Below are 19,101 nucleotides of genomic sequence, written 5' to 3'. Positions count from 1 at the left end.
CCTTATTGGTTCCACATCCTGCCGCACTCGACCTGCCTCACACGCTCGTCGAGTGGGTCACGATGTTCATCGTCAGCCGCGAGGGTGACCGGAGGTGCAAGCTCCCACCGCACCAGCGTGCCCTGGTCGCTCTGGTGTACCTGTGCAAGCACGAGCCCCTCACGCCGAGCGCCGCTGGGTTCGGCATCTGGGTCGGCACCGCGCACGCCTACACCACCGCGGTCGTCGATCTGCTGGCCACCCGCGCCCCGGTCCTGCTGGTGACTACACCGGCCCGGCGGCCTGCGGGAGGCCACCGACTGCCGCCGCGAAGGAGCGGCTCCGACAGCGGCCTCCCTCGCCTGCCATGGGAGAAGCCGCTGTCGGAGGGTCGGCTGTCCGCCTACGGATCGGCGGTGTGCTGTGCCTTCAGCTACACGGACGTGGCGTCTCGGAGTGCTTCGTCGCGTTGGGCCGCAGCAGGCGCTGGTCCGGGACGGTCATCGTGAGGAGTTGAGCGCCGGTCCCTACGGCAGCGGTCCCGCTGATCGCCGGATACGACCAGTCCGCGGTCGGGCTCAGCGCGGGGAAGGCGAGCCCGTCAACAGCTGCGAACAAAGCGGCCCACCGGGCGGCCGGATTGGCTCCGGAGCGACGACGGCCCAGGAGGCATCCCCCGAAAAGCATCACGGACACGACGGCGAAGGCGATGAACCAGGTGTTGCCGTCCAGCGAACCGGTCTTCCAGCCGATCGCGCTGCCGAGCCGCCCGCGAGGAGGCTCCGACGCCAAGGACCGGATCCTGTCGGCGGCGCAGACGTCGTTCCTGCGGCACGGCTACAGCGCGACGACGATGCGAGCCGTGGCAGCGGCGGCCGACGTGGACCCGGCCCTGATCAGCTATCACTTCGGTTCCAAGCAAGGGCTGTTCGGCGGGGTGATGGCGCTCGGGATCAGCCCCGGCCAGGTGATGGACCGCGCACTCAAGGGCGATCCCCAGCAGATGCCTCAGCAGACCATTCGGGCAATCCTGGCGACATGGGATGATCCAGAAACCGGTGGCTCACTGACACTGCTGGTCACGCAGGCCCAGAGGGGCGGAAGCCTGCGTGCCTGTCGTCTGTCTGGCCTCTCTCGCCGCATTCACGACCTGTACCTCCCTGACCGTCGACGGCGGCATGGACGGGCTGCGGCTTCGGAAGGAGCGCTGAGCGGGATGCGGCGCTTGCCCGACCCGGACGGGCCCGGTCAGTACACGGCTGCCCGTCGCATCCCGCGCGAAGAACCCCACGACACGTGCCGCAGCCGAACCCGTGTCCGTGCAGCCGCCGACCGACACCCGGCTGGGGGTGAACTCCCGGTGCCCTCGCTGGCGGCCGTGGTCGGAGCGCCGGCTGGCCGCAGACGAAGGTGAACGTACGGATCAAGCGCGAGGACGCAGGCGGAGTTCGTGTTCCGGGCGGTGAAGGAGGCCGTGCCCGCCGCTTTCCTCGAAGAGCTTGCGGCAGCGGTGGGGCGGCTGTGGAGCGGCTGTGGAGCGGCCCTGTGCCAACGAACGGCAAGGTCGATCTGTACGCGGCGATCCGCCGCGATGCCCGGGCAGCGGCGTAGAACGCCGCCGGCTGACCTCACCCGGCCGGCGGAAGGTGATGCTGTCCTGCCCCGTACTCGAGGGTCCGGACGGCCTCCCGCTATTGCGGTGCGATGGCTTTGAGCCAGTCCTCGACGGCGAGGACATCTGCCCACTGCGGGAACAGTTTTTCGGTGAGCATTGTGTGCACCTCGGGGTCGGTGTCGAGGCAGGCATCCGCCAGGACGGTGAGGCCGAAGTCCAGGTCGATGGCGTGCCACAGGGTGGACAGCACTACAGCGCTGGTGGCGATGCCGGTGAGAACAAGGCTGTCGATATCGCGAGCCCTGAGTACCAAGTCGAGGTCGCTGCCCGAGAACGCGCTCCCCCGCCTCTTGGTGACCACCACGTCGCCCTGCTGGGGCGCGACGTCGTCATGGATCTCGGTGCCAGGGGCGCCCTCGGTGAACAGGCCGGCCCGCACGGCGTTTGTCATCACCCTGTTGCGAGGGCTGACTCCGGGATCGCCCGGCCGTAACCCGATCACCACGTAGATCACGGGGATGCGGGCAGCCCGGGCACCGTCGATCGCGCTGCGCAAGCGCGGCAGATATCCGGAACCGTCGTCGGCGATGGCCACGACGTCCCGTTGGACGTCCATCACCAGAAGCGCGCTGTTCGCCATGCTCGTCGTCCCCTCTCCGTCGGGAAACAAGAGCAAGTCTGGTGGATCAGCCCAGCCGCGGTGCAGGTTCGGGAGATCCTCATCAGCGTCGTGCCGCAGTGCGCCCATGACCGGTGTCGGTTCTCATCGACACTTTTCTTGCCCTGTGATCACCAGGTGCTGTCGGAACTCGGTGGCAAGCGGTGGCGCCCGTCAGTTACGAAGCCAGCCGCCGGAAGACGGGCAGCAGACAGGCCCTGATCTGCGACGGACGCGGTATCCCGCACGAGGCCGTCAGTACCGCGGCAAAACGTCGCCGAGCGGCGGCTGGGACGCCGTCCTGTTCGCGACGGTTGAGTGAGAATCGCGGGCCGGCATGGCGTGCTCAGCGTTGTCCGAGGGTGGCCCGGATGGCGGGGGCAAGAGTGGAGACGATCTCCTCGGGGGTGAGGTGGGCGACCGCCGGGAGGCGCAGCAGGTAGCGGGTGAGGGCGAGGCCGAGGAGCTGGGTCGAGACCAGGCCGGCCCGGGCGGCAGCCTGTTCAGGGCCGAGCGCTGCGGTGAGGGCGGGGGCGACCTGGGCGGCGAAGATCCCGTGTATGCGTTGCGCGGCGTGGTCGTTGGTGACGGCGGAGCGCAGCAGTAGGAGCAGGGCGTCGTCGTCACCGTCGTGCTCCCAGCGGTCGAGGAAGTGGCGCACCCAGACCCGGGCAAGGTCGTCTGCGGGGACGCCGGTGAGGTCGGGGAGGTGTAGGTCGACGTCGAGGGCGGCGTCGAAGAGCTGGGCCTTGTTTCCGTAGTAGCGCATGACCATCGAGGGGTCGATGCCGGCGTCGGCGGCGATGGCGCGGATCGTGGTGCGCTCGTAGCCGTGGGCGGCGAAGCGTCGTCGGGCGGCTTCCAGGATGGCGGCCCGGGTGCGGTCGGAGCGCCGGGGGGCGGTGGTGTTTTCGGTTTCCTGCAGCATGCCAACAAACGTAGGCCAACCTGCGTTGACTTTCCAGCCGGGGATGGGCATCCTGTCAACAAGTGATGGCCAACGCTTGTAGGCCACCTGCTTCGCACCCGTCCCGGAGACCGAGGTGCACAGCCCTCGGTCCGGAAGGAACATCGCCATGAAGTTGCTGCTACCCCCGAAGCCCGGTGCGGCGTACGAGGCGCAGCACACAGGCCGGACAGAGGCCGGCATGGACGAGGTGCGCCAGACCGTGGCTGTTCCCGGCCTGCTCGCCTCCTTCACCCGGTTCGTCCTGTGCGGCGGCGGTGTCGGTCTCGCTGCCGGCCCGGCCGTGGCACTGCTGGCCGCGCTGATGCCCTGGGCCTTGGCGAACGCGCTGGTCACCGCGGCTTCCACCATCCTCTGCACGGAACTCCACGCGCGCTTCACCTTCGAGGCCGGGCGGCATGCCGGATGGCGCCAGCACTGGCAGTCCGCAGGGTCGGCCTCGGCTTCCTACGCGGTGACTTGCGCGGCGATGTTCATCCTGCACATGGTGCAGCCGTCGGCCGGGACGCTGAGCGAGCAGGCCGTCTACCTCAGCGCTTCCGGGCTCGCCGGAATCGGACGTTTCCTGGTGCTGCGCCGGTTCGTCTTCGACGGCAGTCCGACCATGGTGCAGGAGAGCAGCCCGGTGGGGGTTGCAGGAAGCGAACGAGACCGCGTCCTGGTCCATCGCGACTCCTGCGTGGCCGAAGGCCACGCAGTCGGCGAGCGAGCGAGCCATCATGTACGGGGCGAGGACGGCGGCAACGGTTGCGACCGTCCGGGCAAGCTCTCGCTCTGGACGGTCAAGTTGGTCTGCGTCCACGCCCCGACCGCTTCACGGCCCTGTCCGCCCTCGCCGTGCCCCTGCCGCCGCGGGGCTGAAGCCTCGCCTCGCGCCAAAAAGCTCTTAAGACGCTCCTCCAGCGTGTCCGCCGAACGCGCGGTGACGCGGCGCAGCTCCTCCTCGCCCGCCTGCACGTCGAAGACCGAAGGGCGGATGGGCAGGACGGGGATGTCTCCCGGTTCCGTGAGAGCAGAGGATGGGCCTCGTCGTCGCTGTTCACGGCGATCACCGTGGGCGTGGTGTTTCTGACGGGCCGGTGACTTGGCGGTGGCCTTCTTCGCGGATTTGCTCGTCATCTCGCATAAGTCGGGGCAGGTCAACTCCGTGTTGTGGGGCTTCGGGCCGCGGGCTGGAAGATATCGCTGACCACCTCGAACGGAGGGGTTCTGTTGACGTCGATGAACCATTCCCGGCCGAGTAGCAGTCCGAAGAGGGGAACCGGGAGCCGGGTCAGGGCTCGCATGACAGGGGCTAGCCGGCCGGTCCCGGTCACCTGAGATCGATGTGCGGCGAGGGCCGCTTGCTTCTGGCGGGCGAACCTGCGGACATCAACCCGGTGGGTGATGGCTGAACGCGGGCTGTACGCGGTGCCGGGGGCCACGGCATCGTGGCGCAGGGGGATTCTCAATCGGTCCACCAGTTGCAGGACTCGGATGATCAGGTCACGCGGAATCGTCGCCTCGAGCAACTGCTCCACTCCGGCCAGGTCGGCGGCGCGCCTGCCGACCTCGTGCACCCTGACGTGGTCCCGGTGGCCGTAGCCGCCGTTGGCGTCATAACTGAGAAGCACATCCACGTTCTCCGCCCGGAGAATCACAGCCAGCCGCTCGGCAGCCTCCTGGGGGTCGGCCCTGACAAAACGCGCCCGGTCCGGCGGGTCCGGATGCAGCAACGTGCCGTTACCGCTGTCCGCGTACCCCAGGTGCGCAACACGAGCCGCCCCGAGTATGGCGGCGCTCGCACGGAGTTCGTCCATACGTGGCGATTCGCCGTTCACAACGGGTCCCGTTGCACCGTCTGTAGCGACAACGATCACTACTCGGTGCCCCTCGGCAGCCGCGCGGGCAAGAGTGCCGCCCGTCATGAGGACTTCGTCGTCGGGGTGAGCGTGGAAGGCGAGAACGGTTGCCATGGGGTCACATCCTGCACTACCGGGCAGCTGGCAGTCGTCGTGTCAGTCGCGACCCGTGTATATCCGAGGGCCGCAGGATCGGGCACGGCTTAGGCGCTCATGACACGTACCAGCCACCGAGCCGGCCCAGCCGGCCTGGAAGCCCGCGCACCTGTCGCCGCCTGACCTGGGACCCAGTCTCCCAGGTGAGGATTTCGTCAGGGCTGGCCCACGCCTGAGCAGCCAGTGCGTTGATCCGCCCTTCAACGGCGCGCAGGTGCCGACCGATCCGCTGTATCGCCAGGTTGATCCCGCGCAGCCACCAGACTGCCAAGAGGAGAACGGCAACGGCGACGTACACGCTGGGAGCGCCGAAGGTCAGCCGGTTCGATACCACCAGCAGGGCGGAGATGATGCCAGCGAATCCGATCATCTGCATGCGCGCAGCGACCCGCTGTGTGACCTCTTCCCGCAGAGCGCGGTATTCCTCGAAGAGCGCCGCTATCTCCGGTTCGAACTGGCGCTGGGGTATGTGCTGAGCGGGAGTATGCGGGGAATCGGGAGGGCCCTGCGGTTCCATGTAGCCCTCCCTGGGGAGATCGCGATTGACAATTGGGGCATACCCCTGTCGATGAGAAGCCACACGACAGCCTGCGATCTCTCGGTTTCGGTCAGCGGTGCTGTGACTGAGCGTTGGGTTCTGTTGTCGTGCGGGGACCTTCTGGTACTCCAGTTGCGTTTCTCCATATGTCCTGGTCACAAGGCCCTTTCGGAGTCCGGTCGGCTGACGTCGCATCAGGTGGGTGGTAGTTCGTGACTCACCCGATCAGGGTGCGTGCGGCGCTGGTAGTGGCACGGCGGGCGACGGCCTGGTGGCGCCGGCGCCAGCGCCGGCGGGACCAGTGGAGACGGTGCGCGGGTGACTGGCGCCGGGCTGAGGGGGGCAAGGTCCAGGAGCCGTCGCACCTCTGCCACGGTGAGGGTCACGGGGCTGCTCGGACCGTTTTCTCGGCCCCCTTTTCGAGGGCGTGAGCTGTCATCGCGGCCAGAAAGGCGTGCGCGAGCATGGGCGGGGTGATGTGGCGGTACCAGCCGACGTAGCGGCGGACTTCGTACTGATCCAGGCCGCATTCGTTCCTCGCGGCCTGGACGCCCCTGCTTCGCGCTCTGCCCTGCGGCATCAGGCCCGCGTCACCGTTTGAGGTGACCTGGACTGGAGCCTTGTTGACGGCCGCCGCTGGGCGGCGGGTCCGGCCCGGGGTGAGGTGGTGGACATCATGGCGGAGCGGGTCGGGAACGTCGCCGGACGCGTTACGAGCAGATCGTCGCCGAGGCGCGGGAGCTGATCGCGCGGGTCACACGAGTCCAATTCGCCCCGGACGAAGAGGCGTTGGAGATCGAACCGATGAAGCCGGTGGGCGGGTCGATGCCGAACGGCACCGACGACCTGTGCACGGTCGAGAAATCGTTGCTGATGGCCCGCCGCCTCACCGGCGAAGTGCGTCATCAGGGTTGGTCCGGTTCGCCGGTCGTTCGTGCGGCCTGATCAAGACCGTCACCGAGGGTCTGCTCGCCGACCATCCACCGCCCGAGTGCTCCCGGCTGATCGCGCACCGGGGAGTGGCGGCCCCATCGAAGCCGTCCGGTCGCCGCCCCGACGGCGAACCGCCAGACGGTGAGCGGCTTTTCGAGATCCCGTGGGTCGGGACGGCCGAACGGTCGAAGATCACCTGTACTCGGGGCTGGTGACGATCCTGCTGGCCTATTCAGGCTGCGCCGCAGCCGGCAACGTTTGCCCCGCGGATCGGGCTGGCGATTCGGCAACGGCTCGAGCGAACCGGTCGCTCCACTCCCGCAGTTGCTGGACCAGCTCGGGCGGGCTGAGCACGGTGAACTCCGCGCGGAGCGAGCCGAGCGCCATGGCCGGCCACTCCAGCGCGTCGGACCGCATCCGGACCCGGCAACGCCGCGGCTCCTCCTCGTCCACCTCCGCCCAGCGGCCGATCTGCTCCCGCACCTCGGCGGCCGGGGCGTACACCACGGCCTCCACCGAATGTGACGTCGGCAGGTTGCGCAGACCGGCGCGCACGAACGCGGCGGCGTCATCGGCCGGCAGCCGGCGAGGGCGGACCCGCACCCCGGTCACGCACGGGCGTTCCACCCGATCCACCCGGAAGCTGCGCCAGTCCTGTCGCCCCAGGTCGTAGCCGACCAGATACCACCGCCGGCCCAGGTAGACCAGCCGCAGCGGCTCCACGTGGCGCTCGGTGCGCGCGCCGTCGGCAGCGGTGTAGCCGAACTCCAGCCGCTCGCTGTCCCGGCACGCACGTGCCACGGTGACCAGCGTCTCGGGGTCGGCGGCCGCGCCAGTGTCGCCCCAGCCAGGTGTCAGCGTCATCGCCCGCAGCGCCTCCACCCGACGGCGCAGACGGGGCGGCATCACCCCGATGATCTTGGCCAATGCGCGCACCGACGACTCGGCGATCCCGGCCACCGAGCCCTGGGCGGCGGCTTGCAACCCTACGGTCAGGGCCACGGCTTCGTCGTCGTCGAGCACCAGCGGTGGCAGTGCCGCACCCGGCTCCAGCTGGTAGCCACCGTCCACCCCTCGGCTGGCGCGCACCGGATAGCCCAGCTCGCGGAGCCGGTCGATGTCGCGGCGCAACGTACGGATGGACACACCCAGCCGACGGGCCAGCTCCTCGCCCGGCCAATACCGGTGGGTCTGCAGCAGTGACAGCAACCGCAGGGTTCGCGAGCTCGTGTTCGCCATGACTTTGATTCTGCCGCGAATTCAGGTCAAGAACTGGCACTTGTGTTTCCTACCGTTGGCATCAGCACGACAGACCCACTCGCCCCAACGAGGGATAACGCGATGACCAGCCCTGAAATGACCCAGACCGCCGCTACGCGCCCGATCATGTCCGGCGAGCGCGCCGACCTGGTGGACTCCTTGCGCAAGCACCGCTCCTTCCTGCGCGGTACCGTCCGCGGTCTGACCGACGACCAGGCCGCGGCGAGTCCCACGGCCAGCGCACTGTGCCTGGGCGGGCTGATCAAGCATGTGGCCGAGGGCGAGCGCAAGTGGGTGGACTTCATCCTCCACGGACCGTCCGCGATGGCCAGCGGCAACAAGAACTGGGCGGACTGGGACGAGAGCGACTACGCCGCTTACAGCCAGACCTTCCTCATGGGGCCTGGTGAGACGCTGGGTGGCATTCAGGCCGACTACGAACAGGTGGCTCGCCGCACCGACGAGTTGGTGGCCACCCTGGACCTGGATGCCACCTGGCCGCTGCCCGAGGCGCCGTGGTTCGAGCCGGGGGCGCGGTGGTCCGCACGGCGGGTGCTGATGCACATCATCGCCGAGACCGCTCAGCACGCCGGGCACGCCGACATCATCCGGGAAACCATCGACGGTGCGAAGAGCATGGGCTGACCCGTCCGACGCCGAGCACCTCGTGGGCGGCCACGGCGTCGAGACGACCAGCCCGGCGCGCGGGGCGCGGCACGCCGACAGCCCTCATCGACAGCCTTCCGCAGCGCGCCCGGGCCGCAGCCGCGGTAGTCCGGGCGCGGGAGCGCGCGGCAGTCGGCGTCGGCCTGGCAGCGGTCGACGCGACGGCCGTCGGCTACGTGATGCGCGGGGCCTTCGCCCGCCGGCACCTGCTCGCCGAAGCCCGCCAGCACCTCGCCAGACGCTGCGCGGCCGCCCGCACGAACCCGGCATGGACGACCCCTCACCGGCCCGGCGAGCAGCGGGTCACCACCGTGCCGTACGACATGGACGCGCACAAGTTCGCGCGCAGGGCATGCTGCCTGATTCGCGAGAGGACGGCGGGGATGATGGTGTCCTCGGAGTACCTCCGGCGGGTCGTTGGGGAACGCGGCCGTGTCCGACCCGACTCCCTCGGTGATCTCATCGGTTGACGGTGGGTTCGTGCGACCTGAGGCGAACGAGGCCTTGTGTCGCATCGGCCACCTGTCACTCCCCGTAACATTTGCCGAAGCATGGGCCCTGGGATTACTTCGCGTTTCCTGAGGAGGTTTGTGGCGTATCGGGAGACGGGGGAGAAATGCATTTCTTGATGGCGCTCAATTCTCTGTGAAAATGCTGCAGCACCGCTCCCTGGGTGACACGGGCGGCGTTACAGCTGTGATGGTTTATCTCTACTCTCCGAGGCCGAGCAGGAACTTGAAGATCAAGATGATGAATCCGGCGACGGTGACGAAGGCGCCGCCTCCGGCGAGAAGTGCGGCGGGCCAGGGCGCACCCATGACCAGGGAAAGGGCGGTGGTGATCGCCGCGCCGATTGCGCCGCAGATGAGGGAGATCATGAGGAGCTGGATGTTCTGCATGCTCACGGTCTGGCCGGCGGCCGGTCCGGCGGCCCTCGTACCGGGGTTCGTCTGGGTAGGCGAAGCCTCCCGCGGGTGCTCGGAGATGGGCGCGGGCATGTCCGGTGTGGGTGAACCGACGACACCCAGCTCGCGGCCGTAGGAGGCGGTGGCGGCGTGGGGCGGTGCCCGATGCGTTGCTGTCGCTGCTGACCCGGGCGCGGATGCCATGAGCGTGAGCAGCCCTGCGGTCAGCACGGTGGCGGCCGCGGCCCGGGCTCGGCGCACCCACCACGACACCCCCTTTCGCTGTTCCGGAGGTGCAGGCATGCGGCTAGGGTGGGGCGTTGGTGTCATCACGTGATGCGCCTTTGTGTGTGTTCCTCCTCCCGATCTCTGGGTTCCAGCCGTCGATATCGGGAGGAGGAGCGCTTACGGGTGGGCTCGGTTCCAGTCGGTGCAGATCCGTCTTTCTCTGAGATGTACAACTGACTCGGTGATCGGGCGCCCGCTTTCGTCGCGGGCAGAGTTTGGTCTGAGAGGGCGCTTTTTCATTTCGCTCGTCGTCCTGCGGAATATTTGGCGAATTCAGGCATGGGGGTAGCAGGGAAGGGAGTGCGAGGGTTGACTCCGTGCCAATGACGGCAACTTCCCGGGAGGCAGGTAGTGGTCCCCTGATCCTGGCCTCGGTCGGGTCAGCGTTCGTACTTCGTCAGAGCATGTGCGGTGTTGGCAATCGTCGGATGCGAGCGGGTTGTTGGCACCTTACTGCGCGTGGACATCTTTCTACGCCCATTCTCGTGTCGCCTGCGTCCCGTGACGGGTGGCTCTGCGGTGTTCCTCTGCCATGCAGGGAATCGGAGGCTGGTGTTCCGCATGTGCGAGGAGCCTGTGTGATGAGGCTGAGCTGCGGTTTTTTGTGTCGGCCAACTTGCCGTGCCGGATCGTGATGCGGATTCGTCGTGGCCGGCATGAGCGAGCGGACCGATGAAGAGGTGGCACATCGGGCCATCGAAGTCGAACAGGAGCACTCGGGAAAGCCGTGGCAGGAGGCGTTGAACGAGCGACGTGCTCGGTGAAGCGGCTGGTCAGAGCCATCGGAGCGCCGAAGGGCGGGGGACGTGGCGGTTAGGAGACAGAGGGCGGCGCGCTGGGGCGATGCAAGGCCGATCTACGCGTATTGACAAAGAACTGGTCGGTTTGAGTCATGCGGTGCCGATCCCGAGTGGGCGACGATCCGCTGCCCACTCAAGTGTCTGAGGAGCTGTGGGCGCATGGAGGTTGACTCGTTTTCGTGCAGCCAACTGGAACAACTTGATGGTGGGTGGGAGGACTTGACTCGGTTGCTCCGTCCTGCCGGCCTGGTCCGGTCGGACGGGTGGGTACCCGTTCAGGGAGTTGGCGACGACGTCCGTACCTGTGGTGGGCGCGCTGTCGTGGGCGGTTGTGATGGAGCCGGCCTGCTCCGGTGTCCTGCCGGGCGTGATCACTACAGGGATGGCGCCGAGCGATAGGGGCAGGGTGCCTGGGTGCTGTGCCGCGTGACGTCAGCCCGGCCCGTCGTGGGTGGCGTGGGGGAGGAGGAAGTCGGTCCTGGGCGGTTCCTGCGCCAGGAGCGCGTCGTATCGTCGTGGGTTCGTTGCGCACGTCGGTGGTGCAGAACAGCACCCCGTTGGTCTTGCCACCTCCTCGTGGAGAAAGACGTCCACTGGTAGTGCGTCGCCGCACCGAGTGCCGCTCCTGAGCGGTCTGCCACCTCGATATCCAGGCCCCTCGCACCACGCTCTGGTCCCTGCGCAGCTGCACAACTGCACAGCTGCACAGCTGCACAGCTGCTCCGGCTGTGCGCAGTCATGTGCTCCTGGATCGGATACGCGGACTGTTCCAGGATTCACGGGACAGCCTGTACCTCGTTCGCGTTGAACGCCGACGCCTGGAAGGCCCAGCGGCCGCGCCGGGAACAGCCGGTCCGGTCGGCGCGGTTGCATCGACCGAGGGACCGGCGCCGTACGGGCGGGGAACACGGAGACCACAAGGTCGTCCGCCCCACCAGGATCCGGGCCCCAGGATCGCGGTACGCCCGCCGCGCACTCGGACCAAGACGTATTTCTTTAGGAGAACTGTTTCATGACTGACCGGCCCTTGACGCTCATGGCAGTACACGCCCACCCCGACGACGAGGCCACCGGAACCGGAGGAGTCCTCGCGCGGTACGCGGCGGAAGGCATCCGCACGGTTCTCGTGACGTGTACCGACGGCGGGTGCGGTGACGGACCGGGGGGTGTCAAGCCGGGGGATCCCGGGCACGATCCGGCGGCGGTCGCCTTGATGCGCCGTCAAGAACTCCAGGCGAGCTGTGACGTCCTGAAGGTCAGCGATCTGGAGATGCTGGACTATGCCGACTCCGGGATGACGGGCTGGCCGAGCAACGACGCCCCCGGATCCTTTTGGCAGACCCCCGTGCAGGAAGGCGCGGCCCGACTCGCGGAACTCATGCGGCACTACCGACCTGATGTGGTCGTCACCTACGACGCGAACGGCTTCTACGGCCACCCCGACCACATCCAGGCCCACCGCATCACGATGGCGGCGCTGGAGATGACCGCGCTGGCACCGAAGGTGTACTGGACCACGATGCCCCGCTCGATGATGCAGCGGTTCGGCGAGATCATGCGCGAGTTCCATGGGGACATGCCGGAGCCGGATCCTGCCGAGGCCGCCGCGATGGCCGAGATCGGCCTCCCCGACGATGAGATCACCACGTGGGTGGACACCACCGCGTTCAGCGGTCAGAAGTTCGACGCTTTGGCCGCGCACGCCAGTCAGGGCGAGAACATCTTCTTCCTCAAGATGGGCAAGGAGAGGTTCGGCGAGTTGATGGGCATGGAGACCTTCGTACGTGTCCAGGACGCCACCGGCGCGGCCATACCCGAGAACGATCTCTTCGCCGGACTGCGCTGATCCGCCCGTCCGACCGGCCGGGAAAGCGCATCGACCGCACGGCGCGATCGAGCGGGTCGCACGCCCGGAGGCTTGTCCACGCGAGTTCCGCTCCGCCCGTGATCAAGGCCCTTGCCAGTGGACGTGCGAGTCCTCAACACCTGGTGCTGGGGTTGCTTGAAGGCGAAGACCTCCGGTGTGGTGGAGCCGTCTAGCTAGGACTGCACCGCACAGGAGGTCTTCGTGTCCCACCGTAACGGCTGACCGTTCATGGCAGGCGGCTGCTGGTCGACCGTGTCCGTTCCGGGCGGCCGGTGGCTCATGTCGCCGCCGAGCTTGGTATCTCACGGCCGACCGCCCATAAGTGGGTCCGCCGGTGGCGGGCCGAGGGCGATGCGGGTCTGGTGGATCGTTCCAGCCGACCGCTTACGACTCCGCATCGCACCCCCGCTGCCACCGAGCGGGAGTCCGCGAGCTGCGGCGGGCCCGCAAGCTCGGGCCGGCGCGGACCGGTCCGGTCCTGGGCCTGCCCGCCTCGACCGTGCCCCGGATCCTGACCCGCCACGGCCTGCACCGCCTTGCCTGGCTCGACCGGCCCACCGGCACCGTGATCCGCCGCTACGAACGCGACCGCCCGGGCGATCTGATCCACGTCGATGTGCAGAAACTCGGCCGGATCCCCGACGCCGGCGGTCACAAAGTCCGGGGACGGCACGCCGGCCGCCCGATCCGCGGGATGGGCTTCGACTAAGTCCACTCCCCAGATGCACGACATGCCCCTGGCCCGTCTACCCGCTGATCATCGGCGGCCTCGCGCTCATGGTGTTCTTCCCGAAGGTCACCACCGCGATCCCGGCCCCGCTCGTGTCGATCGTCATCCTTACGGTCATCACGGTCGCCGCCGGTATCGCGGTGCCGACCGTCGGCGACAAGGGTGAACTGCCCTCCTCCCTGCCGGTGCCGGGCCTGCCGGACGTGCCGTTCACCATGAACACCCTGACCACCATCGCCCCCTACGCGCTCGCGATGGCGCTGGTCGGCCTGATGGAGTCGCTGATGACGGCCAAGCTGGTCGACGACATCACCGACACCCACTCCTCCAAGAACCGCGAGTCGATCGGCCAGGGCATCGCGCACATCGTCACCGGCTTCTTCGGCGGCATGGGCGGCTGCGCCATGATCGGCCAGACGATGATCAACGTGAAGGTGTCCGGAGCCCGCACCCGCCTGTCCACCTTCCTGGCGGGATCGTTGCTGATGGTGCTGTGCATCGTCTTCGGCCCGGTCGTCTCGGGCATCCCCATGGCGGCCCTGGTCGCGGTGATGGTGATGGTGTCCTTCGCGACGTTCGACTGGCACTGCATCGCCCCCAAGACCCTCCAGCGGATGCCGACGGGCGAGATCGCCGTCATGGTCGTCATCGTGGCCTGCGTGGTCGCCACCGACAACCTCGCCATCGGTGTCGTCGTCGGCTCCGTCACCGCCATGGTGATCTTCGCCAAGCGCGTCGCCCACCTCGCCAACGTCACCTCCGTCATCGACCCCGACCAGGCCACGGTGGTGTACTCGGTGACCGGTGAGCTGTTCTTCGCCTCCTCCAACGACCTCGTCGGCCAGTTCGACTACGCCACCGACCCCGACACCGTCGTCATCGACCTGAGCGCGGCGCACGTCTGGGACGCCTCCTCCGTCTCGGGCGGCCGTCACTGTGTCCGGTGCCGAAAACACGGGCGCCCGACGGGTGGAGGCCGTCAACGTCGGGGCAAGGCCGGATCACCTGGTGCGGGCTGGACTGCCGCAACAGCTCATTCTCCAGCTCCAGGACCTGCACGACGCGGGCGAACTGCTGGACCTGGAGGGCGAAGCGGTCGCGTTCTTCGCGTAACGCCTGGGCCCTCGCCTTGAGTTCTTCGTGCTCAGTGTGGAGGGCGTCTCTCCGACCGTGCCCTTCACTGAGCAGGTCGAAGGCGACGAAGTGGGCCGGCCACTCAGCAGCCGCCTGGGCCGCCCCCGCGCCGCGCTGCGGCAGAGAGGGCGGCCTGGCAGCCGCTGGCGGCGCCGGTGATGGCTTGGCGGTAGGTGTGGTCGACGACGTCACCGGCAGCGAAGACGCCGGGCAGGTTCGTACGCGTCGAGGGCGCGTCGACCGTCAGGTAGCCCTGGTCGTCCAGGTCGCAGCCGGACGGCGACTGTTCTTGAGTTAGCTCGGGAAAGGTTCTCAAGACCCCGTCCGATGTGATTGATCGGGCGGGATTTCGGCGTTTCAGGGGGCTGTTCGAGGCGGTGCCCGGAAGCGGTTGGTCGTCGGAGCGTTGGTTCGCTCGCGGGACATCCTGGTGTCGGGGAGCCGTTGTCGGTGACCGGCTCCGCGGCCATCGACTGGTGCCGGCGAGCGTGGTGCGGTGCCGGTCACTCGACCACTGTTTCGTGGCAAAGGCTTGGCGTGAGTTCTTCGTCAGCCGAAGGGGATGGGGCGTGACAGTGATGGGCAGCGGCGCCGCCTTGGTCGACAAGGTCCTCATACACCCCGACCTTGAACCGGATCAGGTCCAGGGACTCGGTGAGCCTACCGATCTGGGTGGTGACGTGCGCTTGGTGCTCACGCATGAGCGTGAGTCGTTCTTCCTCGTTACCTGCGCCTTCTCTGACGAGGTCGGCGTATCGGCTGAGCGCGGGCAGGGGCATGCCCGAGGCGCGGAGAATGACGCAGACGGTCAGCCAGTCGATGTCATCCTGGCCGTAGACGCGGCGCCCGCCAGGCCCGCGTCGCACGGGATTGACGAATAGGCCCTCACGCTCGTAGAAGCGCAGCGCGTGAACGCTCAACCCGGTGCGTTCGGCGACCTGTCCGATGCTCAGACTTTTTGCGATCTCACCCATGCCGGTCAGGGTAACGGGGTTGATCTAGAGCCGAGTCTAGATCCTAGGCTCCCTCGTGCGACCGACTCCTCTGTCGCTCTGCGTGCTGGGTTGAACTAGTAAGGGGCATCGCCATGCGTTATCGCACTCTCGGCAAAACCGGTATCGAGGTCAGCGTCCACTGCCTCGGGACCATGATGTTCCAGGACGGCTGCAACCCCGACCACGACGATTGTGCCCGCATCATCCACGCCGCCCTCGACCAGGGAATCAACTTCGTCGACACCGCCGACATGTACGGACAGGGCGAGTCCGAGGAAATCGTGGGAAAGGCGCTGCGGGGGCGCCGTGACGACGTCGTGCTCGCCACCAAGGTGCACTTCTCGATGGGCGAGGGCCGCAACCGCGGTGGCAACTCGCGGCGTTGGATCCTCAAGGCGGTCGAGGACAGCCTCAGGCGCCTGAACACTGACTGGATCGACCTCTACCAGGTCCACTTCCCCGACCACTCCACTGACATCGAGGAGACGCTCTCGGTGCTCAGCGACCTCGTGAGCGAGGGGAAGATCCGCGCCTTCGGTTGCTCGAACTACCAGGCCGAGGAGATCGTCGAGGCACACCACGTCTCCGAGCGTCGCGGCCTCGGACGCTTCCGCACCGACCAGCCGCCCTACTCGATACTGGCACGCGGGATCGAGGCCTCGCTCCTGCCCGTCTGCGAGCGCTACGGAATGGGGGTACTGGTCTGGAGCCCCCTCGCCTTCGGATTCCTCACCGGCAAGCACCGCAAGGGCCGACCCGTGGACCTGGCAACCGGCCGTGCCGCGCTCCGACCGGCTTTCTTCGATCCCGCGATCGCCGAAAACGCCGCCAAGCTCGACGCCGTGGAACAGCTCATCGAACTCGCGACAAGCATCGGTTCCACCCTCCCTCAGCTCGCCGTAGCCTTCACCGTGGCCCACCCCGCCGTCACCTCGGCGATCATCGGGCCGCGGACCATGCAGCAGCTGGAGGGCCTGCTCAAGGGCGCCGCGCTCACCCTGGACGACGCGACCCTCGACCGGATCGACGAAATCGTGCCGCCCGGGACGAACCTGTACAACCCCGCCGCCTCCCTGCCCCCGCGGTCACTGACCGAGACCGCCTTGCGCCGCCGCCCACTCGCCGAACGCGCTGCAGCCTGAGGCTGGCGACTGCCCCGCCTGCCGGGAATCGATCTCCACTCCGACGGGAAACGATCTTCAAAGGTGTTGTACGGCGGTGATCAGGCGTACTCATGAACACCCCGGACGGTCAGCGGGACAGTCGGACCGTCCGCTCCGGGTACGCCGCAGCGACGTAGCGCATGGCGGTCTGCGCGGTGATCCCGAAGAGCCGCATTAGCTTGAGGATCGCCGGTGGCAAACGCCTCGTTGAGCGTGCGGTCCTGGCGCGGGCCGACGAGCGTGACGTTCTTGGGGAGCGTCGAGGGCCGTCTTCTGGCTGACGAGAAGGTAAGGGCTGGTCGAGGCCGGCCAGCGCTGCGGCACTGGGTGCACAAGGCCGACGTCGATGCCGGCGCCCGGCACCGGGGACGACAGCACGATCGTGTGGCAGTCACCGATGGCCATGTTGTAACTGACCTTCGGGCCGTAGCGGCGTACGGTCACAGCCGGGGTGTCGCCGATGAGGAACTCTCCCTCCATCGGACGCAGGATCTGCACGTCCCGGTCGGCAATCAGGAAGCGTGCTCTTGCGAACGAGTCCTCGATCGCCTCCGACCGCGGACGCACGCTGATCGACCGCCGTCTGTATCTTGCCGCCGACCGGCAGACCTGCTGCTGGCCGTGCACAAGCGGCTGCCCGGCGAGCGCGGTTGCCACGGTCTAGGGTGGTGGGTGGCGCAGGACACCCGCCGGGAGAAGGGGACCCCCAAGCCTCTGGAGCGGCCGCGCGCGTGGTGGCGTGCGTCGGCGATCCTGAGCTTCGGACAGAAGATGGTCGACGGGCTGCTGGAGCGGTGCCGGGCGGCCGGGGCGGCGATCCGGGAGCGGGTGGGTCCGCTGGTGGACACCGCGCTCGCCGCCGTCGACGTCGCCGTGGTCGTCTACACCGTGCGCCGCACGTTCGCCCGCCGCCACGTCCGGGCCGAAGCCCGCCGGCATCTCGCCGAGACCCTGCGCGGCCGTGCCTTCCCGACCGGCCTGGACGACTACATCGCCGACCGCGCCCTGTCCGCTACGAACGCCAGCTCACCGTTCCCCAGAAGGGCCGCCGCACCCCGGCACGGCGCCCGTGCCTGTACGGCCACCCCCTCCCGGTCGGTGGCCGTACGCGTTTCTGTTACAGGGCGTCCGGGCTGCGAGAGCGGCCTTCACGGGAGGTGTTGCAGCCGGCGGCGGCACCGACCAGCACCGACGGGCTGGTCTGCGACAGGCGGCCAGGTCGCCCGCGCCCCGTGGGAAGGTATGTCTCCTTCTCCGGGCGGGGCGCTTCACCTGGTGCGTTGAAGCCAGCCGTGCGGGTGGCTAGTGACGCCGTACAGTTCGAGGTCGCGGCGGGTGGTGAAGGCGCTGCCCGGACCGCAGCTACTACGCCCCCGCCCACAGCGTGGCCAAAGACTGGCTGAATTACGCCGTCACCAGTACGAACGACCAGCTGTACTACCGCACCTTCACCGAAACCGGGGGTGGAGCGGGGTCACACAGATGCGCCCGCCTTGGGTCAGCTACGGCGACCGATGACGGCGCCGTTTGCGCCGGCCGCATCGAACCGGATGATCTGCGTGTCGGTGAAACCGACGTCCTGAAGCCATGCGACGTACTCATCTTCCGAGTAGTTCTCCCCACCCTCGCATTCGACGAGCATGTTCAGGCTCATCAGGGCAGCTGCGGGGGGGCCAGTGCGTTCTGAGTTCAGCAGCAGCTCGGAAATGAGGACGGTGCCACCTGCGGGGAGCGCGTCGTAGCATTTCTTCAGCAGCGCCCGGTTGGTCTCTTCGTTCCAATCGTGGAGGATCATGCTCAGCAGGATCAGATCGTGGCCGTACGGCAGAGTGGCGTCCTGAAGGAAGTCTCCTGCCACGGTGCCCACGGTCTTCTCCAGCCTGGCGTCGGCAATCCTCTCCTGTGCCATTTGGCACACATGCGGAAGGTCATACAGTGTGCCGCGCAGGTGTGCGTGTCGCTGGCACAACTCGATGAGGTAGGCGCCCGACCCGCCGCCCATGTCCAGAACGCTCCGATGTGCGCCGAAGTCGTAACTCGAGGCGAGGACGCGCGCGGTCGCCCGTGAGAGGGAGTTCATGGCCTTCCAGAAGAGCCCGGTCATGACCGGGTCGTCAGCTGTGAACGGCGTGTCCTGTGAATCCGGATCCCACGTGATGGGCCGATTCCCGTGTAGTGCCTCACTCAGTCGATGCCACGGCACGTACTCCCTTTCGTCGCAATAGCGCACGGCATCGCCGAAGTAATACGGTCTGCCTTCGACCAGGTACTCCTCGGAGAGCGCGGAGTTTCGGTAAACGTCCCCGTCTTTCTCCAGCAGTCCCAGAGACGCGCATGCAGCCAGCAGCATGCGCGTCGGTCGTGCTTCAAGCCTCATCTCTGACGAGATCTCGGTCAACGAAGCTTCGCGGCCGTCTGCGAGTCGAGTGAACAATCCCAGCTCAACCGAAGACGCCAGCGTTTTGAATGCCCAGAACCCGCTTGTCAGCCCCATCAGGGGAACCAGCGACAGACTGCCTTCCATGCTGCCTTTCATGCCGTAGTGACTCACACGGCGACACATCCAGCGGCGGACCGGCTGATTGTGGGCCCGAGCGATGACGTGG

15 protein-coding genes and 6 pseudogenes are annotated in these 19,101 nt (G+C 67.7%); 10 read left to right on the top strand and 11 right to left on the bottom strand.

What is annotated here, in order from left to right:
• Nucleotides 1–5: 5 nt before the first annotated feature.
• Together RWE79_RS01440 and RWE79_RS01435 are read left to right on the top strand one after the other, a co-directional pair.
• A pseudogene (locus RWE79_RS01440) lies at nucleotides 6–284 on the top strand (helix-turn-helix domain-containing protein); the annotation flags it as partial.
• Nucleotides 285–688: 404 nt separating this feature from the next.
• Nucleotides 689–1,393, top strand: coding sequence for a TetR/AcrR family transcriptional regulator (locus RWE79_RS01435; protein WP_475938156.1), 705 nt, complete (start codon nucleotides 689–691; stop codon nucleotides 1,391–1,393).
• 277 nt (nucleotides 1,394–1,670) lie between these two features.
• On the opposite strand, the gene RWE79_RS01430 is transcribed toward RWE79_RS01435, so the two are convergent.
• Together RWE79_RS01430 and RWE79_RS01425 are read right to left on the bottom strand one after the other, a co-directional pair.
• Nucleotides 1,671–2,234 carry a cysteine hydrolase family protein gene (locus RWE79_RS01430; RefSeq protein WP_475938155.1) on the bottom strand — a complete coding sequence of 188 codons (564 nt, stop codon included), beginning with the start codon at nucleotides 2,232–2,234 and terminating at the stop codon, nucleotides 1,671–1,673.
• 364 nt (nucleotides 2,235–2,598) lie between these two features.
• Complete coding sequence (locus RWE79_RS01425) at nucleotides 2,599–3,180, bottom strand: TetR/AcrR family transcriptional regulator (RefSeq protein WP_475938154.1); 582 nt, start codon at nucleotides 3,178–3,180, stop codon at nucleotides 2,599–2,601.
• A 220-nt stretch (nucleotides 3,181–3,400) separates the two neighbouring features.
• Between RWE79_RS01425 and RWE79_RS01420 the strand changes: the two are divergent.
• Nucleotides 3,401–3,808: pseudogene (locus tag RWE79_RS01420) on the top strand (GtrA family protein); the annotation flags it as partial.
• Nucleotides 3,809–4,358: 550 nt separating this feature from the next.
• Here the strand turns inward: RWE79_RS01420 and RWE79_RS01415 are convergent.
• From RWE79_RS01415 to RWE79_RS01405, 3 genes and pseudogenes are all read right to left on the bottom strand, one after another.
• On the bottom strand, nucleotides 4,359–5,174 hold the full coding sequence (locus tag RWE79_RS01415) for a PIG-L deacetylase family protein (protein WP_475938153.1): 816 nt from the start codon (nucleotides 5,172–5,174) through the stop codon (nucleotides 4,359–4,361).
• A gap of 97 nt (nucleotides 5,175–5,271) precedes the next feature.
• Complete coding sequence (locus tag RWE79_RS01410) at nucleotides 5,272–5,733, bottom strand: hypothetical protein (protein ID WP_475938152.1); 462 nt, start codon at nucleotides 5,731–5,733, stop codon at nucleotides 5,272–5,274.
• Nucleotides 5,734–5,948: 215 nt separating this feature from the next.
• Nucleotides 5,949–6,289: pseudogene (locus tag RWE79_RS01405) on the bottom strand (hypothetical protein); the annotation flags it as partial.
• Nucleotides 6,290–6,543: 254 nt separating this feature from the next.
• Here RWE79_RS01405 and RWE79_RS01400 point away from each other — a divergent pair.
• Nucleotides 6,544–6,699, top strand: a complete 156-nt coding sequence (locus RWE79_RS01400) for a hypothetical protein (protein ID WP_475938151.1) — start codon at nucleotides 6,544–6,546, stop codon at nucleotides 6,697–6,699.
• Nucleotides 6,700–6,915: 216 nt separating this feature from the next.
• Here the strand turns inward: RWE79_RS01400 and RWE79_RS01395 are convergent, their stop codons facing one another.
• Nucleotides 6,916–7,926, bottom strand: coding sequence for a helix-turn-helix transcriptional regulator (locus tag RWE79_RS01395; protein WP_475938150.1), 1,011 nt, complete (start codon nucleotides 7,924–7,926; stop codon nucleotides 6,916–6,918).
• A gap of 102 nt (nucleotides 7,927–8,028) precedes the next feature.
• On the opposite strand from RWE79_RS01395, the gene RWE79_RS01390 reads away from it, so the two are divergent.
• Nucleotides 8,029–8,592 (top strand): DinB family protein, encoded by a 564-nt coding sequence (locus RWE79_RS01390; RefSeq protein ID WP_475938149.1) that lies wholly within the window; start codon nucleotides 8,029–8,031, stop codon nucleotides 8,590–8,592.
• Nucleotides 8,593–9,323: 731 nt separating this feature from the next.
• Here the strand turns inward: RWE79_RS01390 and RWE79_RS01385 are convergent.
• On the bottom strand, nucleotides 9,324–9,821 hold the full coding sequence (locus RWE79_RS01385; protein WP_475938148.1) for a hypothetical protein: 498 nt from the start codon (nucleotides 9,819–9,821) through the stop codon (nucleotides 9,324–9,326).
• A 1,797-nt stretch (nucleotides 9,822–11,618) separates the two neighbouring features.
• Here RWE79_RS01385 and RWE79_RS01380 point away from each other — a divergent pair.
• From RWE79_RS01380 to RWE79_RS01370, 3 genes and pseudogenes are all read left to right on the top strand, one after another.
• Nucleotides 11,619–12,452, top strand: a complete 834-nt coding sequence (locus tag RWE79_RS01380; RefSeq protein WP_475938147.1) for a PIG-L family deacetylase — start codon at nucleotides 11,619–11,621, stop codon at nucleotides 12,450–12,452.
• 239 nt (nucleotides 12,453–12,691) lie between these two features.
• Nucleotides 12,692–13,143 (top strand): annotated as a pseudogene (locus RWE79_RS01375) (helix-turn-helix domain-containing protein); the annotation flags it as partial.
• 62 nt (nucleotides 13,144–13,205) lie between these two features.
• Nucleotides 13,206–14,126: pseudogene (locus RWE79_RS01370) on the top strand (SulP family inorganic anion transporter); the annotation flags it as partial.
• A 293-nt stretch (nucleotides 14,127–14,419) separates the two neighbouring features.
• On the opposite strand, the pseudogene RWE79_RS01365 reads toward RWE79_RS01370, so the two are convergent.
• Together RWE79_RS01365 and RWE79_RS01360 are read right to left on the bottom strand one after the other, a co-directional pair.
• Nucleotides 14,420–14,605: pseudogene (locus RWE79_RS01365) on the bottom strand (hypothetical protein); the annotation flags it as partial.
• Nucleotides 14,606–14,840: 235 nt separating this feature from the next.
• Nucleotides 14,841–15,311 (bottom strand): MerR family transcriptional regulator, encoded by a 471-nt coding sequence (locus RWE79_RS01360; protein ID WP_475938146.1) that lies wholly within the window; start codon nucleotides 15,309–15,311, stop codon nucleotides 14,841–14,843.
• Between the two features lie 113 nt (nucleotides 15,312–15,424).
• Here RWE79_RS01360 and RWE79_RS01355 point away from each other — a divergent pair, with 113 nt between their 5' ends.
• Nucleotides 15,425–16,474: an aldo/keto reductase gene (locus tag RWE79_RS01355; RefSeq protein ID WP_475938145.1), complete on the top strand. Its 1,050-nt coding sequence runs from the start codon at nucleotides 15,425–15,427 to the stop codon at nucleotides 16,472–16,474.
• Nucleotides 16,475–16,669: 195 nt separating this feature from the next.
• Here the strand turns inward: RWE79_RS01355 and RWE79_RS01350 are convergent, their stop codons facing one another.
• On the bottom strand, nucleotides 16,670–17,152 hold the full coding sequence (locus tag RWE79_RS01350; RefSeq protein ID WP_475938144.1) for a hypothetical protein: 483 nt from the start codon (nucleotides 17,150–17,152) through the stop codon (nucleotides 16,670–16,672).
• Between the two features lie 15 nt (nucleotides 17,153–17,167).
• Here RWE79_RS01350 and RWE79_RS01345 point away from each other — a divergent pair, with 15 nt between their 5' ends.
• Nucleotides 17,168–17,779, top strand: coding sequence for a hypothetical protein (locus RWE79_RS01345; RefSeq protein WP_475938143.1), 612 nt, complete (start codon nucleotides 17,168–17,170; stop codon nucleotides 17,777–17,779).
• A gap of 214 nt (nucleotides 17,780–17,993) precedes the next feature.
• Here RWE79_RS01345 and RWE79_RS01340 read toward each other — a convergent pair whose 3' ends face one another.
• Entirely contained in the window at nucleotides 17,994–19,046 is a 1,053-nt protein-coding gene (locus RWE79_RS01340; protein WP_475938142.1) for a methyltransferase, read from the bottom strand.
• Nucleotides 19,047–19,101 lie beyond the last annotated feature (55 nt).

The organism is Streptomyces sp. RLA131 (assembly GCF_056270125.1).
The sequence above is the reverse complement of the archived record's forward strand: the minus strand, read 5'-3'. Positions and strand labels throughout refer to the sequence as shown.

What these genes read in the sequence shown, in the direction of transcription:
- RWE79_RS01355 (WP_475938145.1), top strand. Translation starts at nt 15,425, where the DNA reads ATGCGTTATCGCACTCTCGGCAAAACCGGTATCGAGGTCAGCGTCCAC.
- RWE79_RS01385 (WP_475938148.1), bottom strand. Translation starts at nt 9,821, where the DNA reads ATGCCTGCACCTCCGGAACAGCGAAAGGGGGTGTCGTGGTGGGTGCGC.
- RWE79_RS01430 (WP_475938155.1), bottom strand. Translation starts at nt 2,234, where the DNA reads ATGGCGAACAGCGCGCTTCTGGTGATGGACGTCCAACGGGACGTCGTG.
- RWE79_RS01425 (WP_475938154.1), bottom strand. Translation starts at nt 3,180, where the DNA reads ATGCTGCAGGAAACCGAAAACACCACCGCCCCCCGGCGCTCCGACCGC.
- RWE79_RS01380 (WP_475938147.1), top strand. Translation starts at nt 11,619, where the DNA reads ATGACTGACCGGCCCTTGACGCTCATGGCAGTACACGCCCACCCCGAC.
- RWE79_RS01415 (WP_475938153.1), bottom strand. Translation starts at nt 5,174, where the DNA reads ATGGCAACCGTTCTCGCCTTCCACGCTCACCCCGACGACGAAGTCCTC.
- RWE79_RS01395 (WP_475938150.1), bottom strand. Translation starts at nt 7,926, where the DNA reads ATGGCGAACACGAGCTCGCGAACCCTGCGGTTGCTGTCACTGCTGCAG.
- RWE79_RS01410 (WP_475938152.1), bottom strand. Translation starts at nt 5,733, where the DNA reads ATGGAACCGCAGGGCCCTCCCGATTCCCCGCATACTCCCGCTCAGCAC.
- RWE79_RS01360 (WP_475938146.1), bottom strand. Translation starts at nt 15,311, where the DNA reads ATGGGTGAGATCGCAAAAAGTCTGAGCATCGGACAGGTCGCCGAACGC.
- RWE79_RS01390 (WP_475938149.1), top strand. Translation starts at nt 8,029, where the DNA reads ATGACCAGCCCTGAAATGACCCAGACCGCCGCTACGCGCCCGATCATG.
- RWE79_RS01435 (WP_475938156.1), top strand. Translation starts at nt 689, where the DNA reads ATGAACCAGGTGTTGCCGTCCAGCGAACCGGTCTTCCAGCCGATCGCG.